Origin of the sequence: Acetobacter okinawensis (genome assembly GCF_002153655.1) — a bacterium.
In the GTDB taxonomy this organism is placed as follows: Bacteria; Pseudomonadota; Alphaproteobacteria; order Acetobacterales; family Acetobacteraceae; genus Acetobacter; species Acetobacter okinawensis_A.
In genome coordinates, this window is record NZ_JOPJ01000039.1 from 16474 (window position 1) to 28183 (window position 11710).

10 protein-coding genes and 1 tRNA gene are annotated in these 11710 nt (G+C 60.9%); 1 reads left to right on the forward strand and 10 read right to left on the reverse strand.

Annotated features, from left to right (window positions below):
- Positions 1-229: 229 nt before the first annotated feature.
- The 5 genes from HK26_RS11500 to gyrA form a co-directional block, all read right to left on the reverse strand.
- On the reverse strand, positions 230-1354 hold the full coding sequence (locus HK26_RS11500; protein ID WP_086639913.1) for a GGDEF domain-containing protein: 1125 nt from the start codon (positions 1352-1354) through the stop codon (positions 230-232).
- A 123-nt stretch (positions 1355-1477) separates the two neighbouring features.
- A tRNA-Lys gene (locus HK26_RS11505) sits at positions 1478-1553 on the reverse strand.
- A 201-nt stretch (positions 1554-1754) separates the two neighbouring features.
- On the reverse strand, positions 1755-2246 hold the full coding sequence (locus HK26_RS11510; protein ID WP_086639914.1) for a peptidylprolyl isomerase: 492 nt from the start codon (positions 2244-2246) through the stop codon (positions 1755-1757).
- A gap of 38 nt (positions 2247-2284) precedes the next feature.
- Positions 2285-2824, reverse strand: a complete 540-nt coding sequence (gene coaD, locus HK26_RS11515) for a pantetheine-phosphate adenylyltransferase (RefSeq protein ID WP_086639915.1) — start codon at positions 2822-2824, stop codon at positions 2285-2287.
- On the reverse strand, positions 2821-5622 hold the full coding sequence (gyrA, locus tag HK26_RS11520; RefSeq protein WP_086639916.1) for a DNA gyrase subunit A: 2802 nt from the start codon (positions 5620-5622) through the stop codon (positions 2821-2823). The genes coaD and gyrA overlap by 4 nt, the downstream gene beginning before the upstream one ends.
- A 232-nt stretch (positions 5623-5854) precedes the next feature.
- On the opposite strand from gyrA, the gene HK26_RS11525 reads away from it, so the two are divergent.
- Complete coding sequence (locus HK26_RS11525; RefSeq protein WP_025828750.1) at positions 5855-6052, forward strand: YqaE/Pmp3 family membrane protein; 198 nt, start codon at positions 5855-5857, stop codon at positions 6050-6052.
- A gap of 122 nt (positions 6053-6174) precedes the next feature.
- Here HK26_RS11525 and HK26_RS11530 read toward each other — a convergent pair whose 3' ends face one another.
- The 5 genes from HK26_RS11530 to HK26_RS13765 form a co-directional block, all read right to left on the reverse strand.
- Positions 6175-7593, reverse strand: a complete 1419-nt coding sequence (locus HK26_RS11530; RefSeq protein ID WP_086639917.1) for an NAD(P)H-dependent flavin oxidoreductase — start codon at positions 7591-7593, stop codon at positions 6175-6177.
- 85 nt (positions 7594-7678) lie between these two features.
- Positions 7679-9829 (reverse strand): polyribonucleotide nucleotidyltransferase, encoded by a 2151-nt coding sequence (pnp, locus tag HK26_RS11535; protein WP_086639918.1) that lies wholly within the window; start codon positions 9827-9829, stop codon positions 7679-7681.
- Positions 9830-10133: 304 nt separating this feature from the next.
- Complete coding sequence (rpsO, locus tag HK26_RS11545) at positions 10134-10403, reverse strand: 30S ribosomal protein S15 (RefSeq protein ID WP_025828754.1); 270 nt, start codon at positions 10401-10403, stop codon at positions 10134-10136.
- A gap of 23 nt (positions 10404-10426) precedes the next feature.
- Positions 10427-11341 carry a tRNA pseudouridine(55) synthase TruB gene (truB, locus tag HK26_RS11550; RefSeq protein WP_086639920.1) on the reverse strand — a complete coding sequence of 305 codons (915 nt, stop codon included), beginning with the start codon at positions 11339-11341 and terminating at the stop codon, positions 10427-10429.
- A 180-nt stretch (positions 11342-11521) separates the two neighbouring features.
- Positions 11522-11710: hypothetical protein (locus HK26_RS13765; RefSeq protein ID WP_219337097.1), on the reverse strand; the 189-nt coding region annotated here is incomplete at its 5' end.

The window sequence follows — 11710 nt, forward strand, 5'->3', positions numbered from 1 at the left end:
CCCCTGCCCGACAGATGCGCCCAAACCCCCAACACAAAAAAGCCCGCCCCCATAACAGGAGCAGGCAACAGGGTCAGGAATGTGAAGAAAAAAGCGTGGCTGTTCTGGCGCTTTCCGCAACAGCAGCCCACGCGTGGGCTGGCAGAACTGGCAACACTACACCCCTTATGCCACAAACTGCGCGCATGTACAGTTTTTATTTCTGCGCTACGCCCCGCAGGGCATCTGGTCAGATTGCCGCTGGCACACCCAGTGTAAATGCCGTTCGCACGGAGCCTCCGTTGTAAAAACAGACGCCATCGCAGTTATTTTTCTTCATTTCATACAGGCTGATATCCGCATGGCCCATAAGTGCTTTTTGCGTTGTGCCATCATGCGGAAAAAGGGAAATACCAATACAGCACCCCACCCGGAGCGGCACAGACCCCACACAATGCGGCGCAACCACCAGACGGTAAATGGACTCTGCCAGCGCATCCACCTCCGCCACATTCTGGTAAGTGGCCAGCACAATAAACTCGTCCCCACCCAGACGACCTACAAAATGCTCTTTATCCTCAAAGCTCTCTTTCAACCTGCTGCCAATCATGGCCAGCATCTCATCCCCCACAAGGTGGCCGTAGGTATCGTTTATGTCCTTGAACTTGTTCAGATCAATCATCATGCAGGCAAAGGTCTGGCTGTTCTGGGCGGATTTTTCCAGCATGTCTGCAAAACGCTCATTCAGGCCATTGCGGTTTTGCAGGCTGGTTAGCGTGTCTGTGTAGGCAATTGCTTTGAGCCGCGTTATCATCTCATGGTTTTTAAAATAATCTGTCAAATACCCCACAATGGATGACCAGAGCAGCACAAAGGACAGGGCCAGCACCACGCTGTCCATGCCCAGCCCTTCCTGCGCCAGTTTTTCCGCCCCCGAGTGCGCCAGAGCGTATCTGTCCATCACGTGGTCCAGCGCTATAAAGCTGCCAATCACAGCCCCAGACACGTAATTGGAAAAAGCAAACCCCAGATCAATCACTTTAAGGGCGCAGTAAAAGCCCAGCACCACAAACCCGTAAGACAAAAGCGGGTAGAGCAGGCCCACCGCGTCATACGGCTGCCCCATGGCCCTGCACAGAATGATGTAATGCACTGTCCAGATACTGGTTGCCATAAAAAGCGGGATAAAGGCCTTTATGCTTTTGCGCCCGAAGGCAAACGCCACATCATCACGCTTATACAAGGCCCCCAACAGGGCAAGACAGGCGGATACAAGGGAAATACCTTCCATAAGGCCGACAAAATGCGATTTTAATAAAAAATACATATTTATTGCCAGCCCTGTATCGATGCAAAAGCCTGTAATGCTTGACATATACAATGCACAGCCAGCAGCCGAACACTATAATCCGTTTAACACACGAAAAAGTACAGAGCAGGCCACACCGCGCAGCAGGCAGGCGGGTTGACTATAATCTGAAATTTAAAGCGGAAAGAATGGTGAGCCGGGAGGGACTCGAACCCTCGACCATTCGATTAAAAGTCGAATGCTCTACCGACTGAGCTACCGGCTCACACATATATGCACACAAAGCCAATGACCCTGCGTGATGGGGCTTTTCCTAACCGGATTAGGCCCCTACGTCAAGCACGCAAAGGCATTTTTGCGCGCCTTTATGCCGCATGCGCCCTCAGGCAGCTCACCACCACGGCAGGCTGCGCGCAGGACCATACAAAAACGGCCCGCCGGGTTAGGGCGGGCCGTCTGCGTGGGATCAGGCTTCCGCCTTGTCCGCGGGGACCATCTTGGCAATCCGGTCTGGTTCGTTCACCACGCCCGACATGCCAGAGCCACGTTTGATTTTGTCCACGTTCTCCATGCCTTCAACCACTTCACCCACAATGGTGTACTGGCCATCCAGATGGGGGGAGGGTTCAAACATGATAAAGAACTGGCTGTTCGCGCTGTTCGGGTCAGATGTACGGGCCATGCCAATGGTGCCACGTTCAAACTTGGCCTTGTTGGTGAACTCGGCAGGCAGGTCCGGCAGATCGGAGCCGTGCATGCCCGTACCCGTGGGGTCACCACCCTGAGCCATAAAGCCGGGGATCACGCGGTGGAAGGCCACGTTGTCATAAAAACCCTGCTCGGCCAGCGTGCGCAGGCGCTCGGCGGCCTTGGGGGCCAGGTCAGGGCGCAGGCGAATAACCACGCGGCCTGCGGGCACATCCATGTAAATCAGGTCTTTTTTATCTTCTGTGGACATCAGAAACTCTCCTGTTAAGGCAACACCCGGTGTGCGGTTCAGCCCGCACGTTCAGCCAGACGGGCCAGCAGGCGCGCCTGAGTATAGGGTGTTACAAACTCCGAAATATCGCCATGGTAGCTGGCGATTTCCTTCACCATCCGTGAGGAAATAAACTGCGTGCGCTCCGAGGCCATGAGAAAGACGGTCTCTATCGCGCTATCCAGACGGCGGTTTACGCCCGTCATCTGCACCTCGTAGTCAAAGTCGGACAGAACGCGCAGACCACGGAAGATAAGCGTAGCCCCATTGGCCCGCACCGCCTCCACCAACAGCGAGTGGAAGGAGACTACCGTCATGTCCCCCCCCGTGCGCGCCTTGATGGCGGGCAGGGCCTCGCGCACACATTCCATCCGCTCATCCAGCGGCATAAGCGGGCTTTTGCCGGGGTTATGGGCCACGCCAATAATCAGCCGGTCCACAAGCCTGCTTGCCCGCTCGATCACGTCCAGATGCCCGACGGTGACCGGGTCAAACGTACCTGCGTACAGCCCCACACGCCGTGGTGCGGCGGTGGGCGTGCTGGCAGGGGTGCTCATGGGGCCGAACCGGCACCATTGTCTGGGGTCTGCGGGGCGGCATCTTCCGCCTCGCCCGCTTCATCCTCCCCATCGTCCATGACCGGGAACACGCTGGTAATGCGCTCCGCATCATTAAGGCGCAAAAGCGTCACCCCACTGGCCTGACGCGCCATAATGCGGACCTGATCAACCGGCACACGGATCAGGCGGCCTGCATCGGTCACCAGCATGACATCCGTACCCGGCAGCACCGGCAGGGTTGCCGCCACTTCCGTCCCGCGCTTGTTGGCAGAGAAGGTCATGTTGGTAATGCCCTGCCCGCCACGCCCGCTTACGCGGTAATCATAGGCGGAGGAGCGGCGGCCAAACCCGCCATCGCTCACAATCAGCAGCACTTCTTCCGCCGCCTGCAACTGGGCAAAGCGCTCGGGGGTCAGGGCCTCGGCGCCAGCGGCACCTTCGTCCTCATCCGCATCAACCACGGTGATGTCGGCATCATCCTCGGTATCGGCGGCATTTTCGGCACGGCGTTTGGCGTTGGCCATACGCAGGTAGGCTGCGCGCTCTTCCACCGTGGCCTCAACATGGTTGAGCACGGCAAGGCTGATGACCCGGTCGCCCTCGGCCAAACGGATACCACGCACACCCGACGACCCGCGCCCGGCAAACACACGCACCGTGTCATCCGTAATCTGGAAGCGGATGCAGCGCGCCTTGCGGGTGGCAAGGAACACGTCCTGCCCGTCGCGGCAGGTGGCAACGCCGATCAGGCTATCGCCCTCATCAAGCTTCATGGCGATCATGCCCGAGACGCGGATATTGCGGAAGTCGCTCAGCCGGTTGCGCCGCACACCGCCGCTGGCGGTGCCAAACACAAGGTGCAGGCTTTCCCACAGTTCCTCATCCTGCGGCAGGGGCAGGACGGCGGTAATGGTGTCCGAGCCAAGGTCGGGCAGCAGGTTGACCAGCGCGCGGCCTTTGGCGGCGGGGCCTGCCTCTGGCAGACGCCACACCTTCTGGCGGTACACCTTGCCACCGGAGGAGAAGAACATGACCCACTGATGCGTGTGCGCATTAAACGAGCGCACCACAATATCATCCCCGCGTGTACCGGCCCCGGTGCGGCCACGGCCACCACGGTTCTGGGCACGGAACACGTCCAGCGGGGTGCGTTTGATAAAGCCTTCCCGCGTGATGGTCACCACCATCTGGCCGGGTTCGATCAGGCTTTCATCATCCTGATCGCCGTCATAATCGGTAATGTCGGTCACGCGCGGAGTTACCAGCTCGGCGCGCGCACGGGTCAGCTCCTCGCACAGCACTTCCAGGCGGCGGGGGCGGCTGCTGATGATCTCCAGCAGTTCGTTAATCCGCACCGCCACTTCGGACAGTTCGTTCTGGATTTTGTCGCGCTCAAGCCCGGTCAGGCGTTGCAGGCGCAACTCCAGAATACCACGGGCCTGTGCCTCGGTCAGGCGGACCTTGCCGTCCACCACCACGTTGCCCTCATCATGGATCAGGGCCAGCAGGGGTTCCACATCCGCCGCGTTCCACTGTGCCGCCATAAGCGATTCGCGCGCGGTGGCGGCATCGGGGGCGGCGCGGATCAGGGCGATGACCGCATCAATATTGGCAACCGCAATCACCAGCCCGACCAGAATATGGGCACGGTCACGCGCCTTGTTCAGGTCATGGCGCGAGCGGCGCAGAATAACTTCCTCGCGGAAGGCAATAAAGGCCTCCAGCACGTCCTTCAGCCCCATCAGGCGGGGTTTGCCGGCGTCCAGAGCCAGCATGTTCACGCCAAAGGAGGTCTGGAGCTGGGTAAAGCGGTAAAGCTGGTTGAGCACCACTTCGGGCGTTGCATCGCGCTTGATCTCAATAACCACGCGCATGCCCGAGCGGTCGGATTCGTCACGGATGTCGGCAATGCCTTCCACCTGCTTGGAGCGCACCAGCTCGGCAATGCGCTCCTGCAAGGTGGCCTTGTTGACCTGATAAGGGATCTCGCTCACCACAATGGCTTTGCGGTCCTTGCGAATTTCCTCAATATCGGCCTTGGCGCGGATAATAACCGACCCACGCCCCGTGGCATAGGCGCTGCGAATGCCAGAGCGGCCCAGAATGGTGCCCCCGGTGGGGAAGTCCGGCCCCGGTACAATCTCCATCAGCTCTTCAAGCGTCATGGCCGGGTTGGCAATCAGGGCCAGCGTTGCGTCCACCACCTCGCCGGGGTTGTGGGTGGGGATGTTGGTGGCCATGCCCACGGCAATACCCGTGGCACCGTTGATAAGCAGGTTGGGGAAGGCCGCGGGCAGAACCGTGGGTTCGCTCTCGCTCTCATCATAGTTGGGCTGAAAATCGACCGTATCGCGGTCAATATCACCCAGCAGGAAGGTGGAGGACTTGGCCAGACGCGCTTCGGTGTAACGCATGGCGGCGGGGCTGTCCCCATCCACCGAGCCAAAGTTACCCTGACCGTCAATCAGCTTGACGCGCATGGACCACGACTGGGCCATACGCACCATGGCCTCGTAAATGGAGCTGTCACCATGGGGGTGGTATTTACCCATGACCTCACCCACCGCACGGGCAGACTTGCGGTAAGGCTTGTCATGCGTAAAGCCGCTCTCGTGCATGGCGTAGAGAATACGCCTGTGCACGGGTTTGAGCCCATCGCGCACATCGGGCAACGCGCGGCTGACAATGACCGACATCGCATACGCAAGGTAGGAGGAGCGCATCTCCTCCTCAATGGTCACGGGCACAAGGTCTGAAGGCTGCGGTGATCCGGTCTGGTCAGAAATCTCGGTCAAGGTTCATCCGTTCTGTCATGCTGCGCGGGGGCTGGGCTGCTGCCCGCACTCCGCGCCAAATCCACCTGTGCACCAGTTGCCGTGGTGCTTGGTGTTTTCTAGCACACAACCCCCCCAACCTCCTAGCGCTGGCCCGCTTTTTGCCTTGTATAAAACCACCCACCCCCTGTGCGCCCTTGCTCCTTGCGCGTGGCTGTGGCCATCATGGCCCATAACATGGAGTTTACGCCCGATGCGCCTTATCCTTGCCCTGCTTTTACCGTGGTTGCAGTTCTTTACCATTGGCCGCCCCTTTGCTGGGCTGACCTGCCTTGTGTTGCAGGTCACGCTTATCGGGTGGATCCCCGCGACCATCTGGTCGGTTTACGCCCTGAGCCAGTACACAACGGACCAGAAAATCGCCCGCATGAGCCGCGCATCACGCAGCTAGGCCTGCCAGCGGGCCAGCACGGCCCTTAAAATAAAAAAGGCGGCCCCCATATGGGAGGGCCGCCTTTTTTTGGAACTTATCCCCCGCACCGGCCACACAGGCCGCCTTGGGGGCAAAAGCGCTTACCTGCCTGTCATGATCTGTTCGACAAGCTGCTTGGTCGTGGGCACAAAGCCGTTGGCATAGAACGGGTCCGTGCCAAAGCGCCATGCGTTGGTGCCGCCAAACATCAGGTTTTCGTCCATCACCTTGTCCGCATCCGGGCCGGAGGCATGGGCCGCGGCCTGAAGGGTCTTCTGGATACAGAAGGAGCGCGGGTCCGCCCGGTGGCCATTGCTGTAGCTTGGGCCACGCTGGCTCCAGTTGGAGAACTTGCACTCGGACAGGCAGCCCATGCAGTCCGTCTGGTCTGCCACAATCAGGCGGGCGCGGTCGGGGGTGACAAAAACAAGCGTGGAATCAGGGGTGCGCAGCGGCTCCACAAAGCCTTCGCTCTCCCACTGCTGCACGCGCGCCACGTCTTCTGGCTTGAGGAACACCTCGCGCTTGCGCGGGCCTACGCCATAGGCCACGCTCAGCTCTTCCGTTGCTTCCGTACCGTAGGGGACCTGATGCTCGGTGCGCTGGCGCAGCTCGTGCAAAAAGCCATTGTTCACGGCGGAGGAATAGAACCCGGTGGGGGAGAAGCGGTTGAGGTACACATCGCCCTTTTTGAGGGTGAGCAACCGGCGCTTCCACGCATCGGGGATCGGGCTTTCGGTCGTCAGCAGCGGACGGGTGCCAAACTGGAAGGCAATCGGCCCCAGTTCCTCACTATCAATCCAGTCCTGCCATTCTTCCAGCCACCAGACGCCACCGGCCATGATAATGGGGGTATTGTCCAGCCCAAAGCCACGCATGGCCTGGCGCAGGGCCAGCACACGCGGGTAGGGGTCTTCCGGCGCAAAGGGGTTTTCCGTGTTGGACAGGCCGTTATGCCCGCCTGCACGCCACGGGTCCTCGTACACCACGCCGCCCAGAAGGTCGGACGCCTTGCTGTACGAACGCTTCCACAGTGCATTGAACGCACGGGCGGAGGAGACAATTGGGTAGTAATGTACGCCAAAACGCGCCGCAATGTCGGCCAGACGGTAGGGCATGCCCGCGCCACAGGTCAGCCCGTGGATCAGGCCCTTGGCCCCTTCCAGCACCCCGGTAATAACCCGCTCGGACGCGGCCATTTCCCACAGGATGTTGGCGTGGATACGACCCTTACCGCCCGAGACCTCGTGCGCGATGCGGGCCTGCGCAATGCCGCCACGAATGGCGTAGTCCACAAGCTCCTCATGCCGTTCCCGGCGGGTGCGGCCATGGTAGACCTGTGGCACCGGGCGACCCTGCTCGTCATAGCTGTCCGCATTGACAATGGAGATCGTGCCCGCACCCCCTGCAGCAGCCCATGCCCCGGCCGATGCACCCGTGGAAACAGAAACGCCCTTGCCGCCTTCTACCAGCGGCAGGACATCCGTGCCCCCCATGCGAAGCGTGTTAATCGCCTTCATGACTATCCTGTCGTTTTTCTAAAAGACCCGTGTCTGCTCCGGCCACATGGGGGAGGAGTGACCCCTCCCCCGTGTGAGGAATGCCTTATTCGGCATCCCGGCGCGGTGCGCGGGCGGGTTTTTCGCCCACGGTTTCCGTAATGTCGGCACCCGTAGCCTGATCCACAACGCGCATGGACAGCTTGACCTTGCCGCGGTCATCAAACCCGATGACCTTGACCTTAACGGCGTCCCCGTCCTTGACCACATCGGACGTGCGGCCAACGCGGCCCTGCGCCAGTTCGGAAATGTGGACCAGACCGTCACGCGCACCAAGGAAGTTGACGAACGCGCCAAAATCAGCGGTTTTGACAACCTTACCATCGTAGATGCGGCCCAGTTCGGGCTCGGCCACAATGCCGTTAATGCGTTCCAGCGCCTTTTTGGTCTGGTCTTCGGCTGTGGCGGCAATGGTGATTGTACCGTCGTCGCCAATATCCACCTTCGCACCCGAGTATTCCACGATCTCGCGGATGACCTTGCCGCCAGAACCGATGACGTCACGGATTTTTTCACGCGGCACCTTGATGGTGGTGATACGCGGCGCCGTGGTGGCAACGGTGGTGCGGTTTTCGGTCAGCGCACGGCTCATTTCGCCCAGAATGTGCAGACGACCATCACGCGCCTGACCCAGAGCGATCTTCATGATTTCAGGCGTGATGGAGGTGATCTTGATGTCCATCTGCAAAGCGGTCACGCCCGCTTCGGTCCCGGCGACCTTGAAGTCCATGTCACCCAGATGATCTTCATCACCCAGAATGTCGGACAGGACGGCAAACTTGTCGCCTTCCTTGATCAGGCCCATGGCAATACCGGCCACAGGGCGCTTGAGGGGCACACCGGCATCCATCAGAGCCAGCGAGCTACCGCAAACGGTCGCCATGGAGGAGGAGCCGTTGCTTTCCGTAATTTCGGAGACAACGCGCACCGTGTAGGGGAATTCCTTACGGTTGGGCATCAGCGGGTGCAGGGCGCGCCATGCCAGCTTGCCGTGCCCGATTTCGCGACGGCCGGGGGAGCCTACGCGGCCGCACTCACCCACCGAGTAGGGAGGGAAGTTGTAGTGCAGCAGGAAGTTGGTGCGGTATTCGCCTTCCAGCGCGTCAATCACCTGCTCGTCCTGCCCGGTGCCCAGCGTGGTCACAACCAGTGCCTGTGTTTCACCACGGGTGAACAGGGCGGAGCCATGCACGCGGGGCAGCACGCCCACTTCAGGCACAATCGGGCGCACGGTTACAAGGTCACGCCCGTCAATGCGCTTGCTGGTCTTGAGCACGGAGGTGCGGACTACATCGGCTTCAAGGTCTTTGATCATGGGCTTGGCAGCAGCCACGTCCAGCTCGGCGGCGGTCAGCTTTTCCACAATCGCGTCACGCGCGGCCTTGAGCTTTTCGTAGCGGGTCTGCTTCTGCTTTTCCTTGTAAGCGTCAGCAATCAGCTTGCGGCCCAGCTTGTCCACCTGCTTGCGCAGGGCGGCTTCTTCCTTGCTTTCGCTCGGCAGGTCCCACGGTTCCTTGGCGGCGTGTTCGGCCAGCGCAATAATGGCGTCCAGCACGGGCTGGAAGGCGGTGTGGCCAAAGGTCACGGCATCGAGCATCACGTCTTCGGACAGTTCGGATGCTTCGGATTCCACCATCAGCACGCCTTCGGCGGTGCCGGCCACAACCAGATCAAGGTCGGTTTCCTTGAGCTGTTCAAGCGTGGGGTTGAGGATGAATGCGCCGTCTTTAAAGCCAACGCGGGCAGCGCCCACGGGGCCAAAGAACGGAATACCGGACAGGGTCAGCGCAGCCGAGCAGCCGATCAGGGCGGGAATGCTCGGGTCGTTTTCCATGTCGTGGGTCAGCACCGTGGCGATGACCTGCACCTCATTACGGAACCCTTCGGGGAAGAGGGGACGAATGGGGCGGTCGATCAGGCGGGAGACCAGCGTTTCGTTCTCGGAAGGGCGGCCTTCGCGCTTGAAGAACCCACCGGGGATCTTGCCTGCTGCGTAGGCTTTTTCCTGATAGTTGACGGTCAGGGGGAAGAAGTCCTGACCAGCCTTGACGTCACGCGCGCCAACGGCGGTACACAGGACCACGGTTTCGCCGTAGGTGACCAGTACGGCGCCATCGGCCTGACGGGCGACCTTGCCGGTTTCGAGCACCAGCGGGCGACCGGCCCATTCAATTTCTTTGCGGAAATAATTAAACATTCTGTCGTCTCTTCTTCTGTTTACAGTGTCTTTGTTCAAAACCACACAAAACAGCGGGACAGAACCGAATGGCAGACAGCGCCTCGGACGGCATGGAGACTGGCGGCTGCACCGCCCAGGCGCCATGTGGTCGGAAACGCCGTGGCCTTACCCGGAACGTAGTGCCCGCGTGCCAAGCCTGTGGCGTACAAACGGTTATATGGGGGTTTGGCGGCCATAAGGCCAGCACAAAAACCCCCAACAAACCCATCCAGCCACCCGCAGGCCCGGCGCAACGCCTGACCTGCGGACGAAAACGGCTGGATTAGCGGCGCAGACCCAGACGGGCGATCAGCGCTTCGTAGCGGCTCTGGCTCTTACCACGCAGGTAGTCCAGCAGGCTGCGACGACGACCAACCATGATCAGCAGGCCACGGCGGGAGTGGAAGTCCTTGGCGTGGGTCTTGAGGTGGTCGGTCAGGTTGTTGATCCGCACGGTCAGGATTGCGACCTGCACTTCGGGCGAACCCGTGTCGCCCGGTGCGGTCTGGTATTCTGCAATAACTTCGGTACGGCGTTCAGCGGTAATCGACATCACATGTCTCCATCAGAAAAATGTCATAGAATCCGTACTGGCTTCAACTGCCCATCCTCAAGGCGGCCAAGGCCAAGCACACGCTCTGCGTCCATGACACGCACAGTCCCCGAGGCGTCGGTCTGGGGGATACGTCCCATCAGATCCAACAGGCTCAGCGCCCGTCCGTGGCGTAGAAGAACGGCTTCCTCCTCAGTCAGGGCCAGCGCCGGGATGTCGGCCAGCGCGGTCTCGACCGGAAGAAGCAGTTCCGCAGAAGCATGGGCGTTGTCGTCGTTTGGCGTCAGTTTGTCCAGCACAATTGCATCGGCCTCGGTAAAAGGCCCCACGCGCAGGCGGCGCAGCACCGCAATGTGGCCGACAGTGCCGCATGCAAGGGCCACATCACGTGCGAGTGCGCGCATGTACACGCCCTTGCCGGATTCGACCTCGAACACCGCCGTGTCCGCATCGGGGCGGGCGATCAGCTCAAAGCGGTCCACGCGGGCGGGGCGGGGGGGCAGTTCTGGCGGGCGGCCATCGCGCGCCATGTCATACGCCCGCTCGCCCGCAACCTTTAGGGCGGAATACACCGGCGGCACCTGCATAATGTCCCCCGTCAGGGCTGGCAGGGCCGCGCGCAGCTGCTCATCACTGGGGCGCACGTCGGATGTGGCGGTCACTGCGCCGTCCGCATCATCACTGTCACGCGCTTCCCCCAGACGCAGGGTAAACTGGTAAACCTTGGTGCCGTCCATAACATAGGGCACCGTTTTGGTGGCTGTGCCAAAGGCCAGCGGCAAAAGCCCCGTGGCCAGCGGGTCCAGTGTGCCGCCATGGCCGACCTTTTGCGCGTCAAACAGCCGCTTGGCCCGCCCTACCACCTGAGTGGAGGTCATGCCCGAGGGCTTGTCCACTATAAGCCAGCCATTAAGCGGCCGCCCACGTCTGCGTCGCATGTCAACTCCCGTATGGGGGGCACGCGCGCCCACTTGCTGGCCAGCACACCCCCATTGCCGCTCCGGACCCACCCGGCGCGCACCAAAGCGCTGCATCTAGCCGAGCACGCGCCCCCCTGCAATGCGCGCCTGCAATGCTGGGGTGAGGAAATTGCCTGATCATGGAAATTATTAGCAAACTCAAGACCCCCAGCCACCCCACCTGCCCACACAGCACCCCCAGCCCCCACCGCTCACCACGTCGGGACTAGCCAGCGCGGCATACCCTGCCCTAATGTTGCCACAGACAATGACCCAACCAACCGATCCCCCTCCCCCCACCGCCCCGGCCATGGCGGCACCCGCCCCCGCCACGCGGCCCTCATGGTC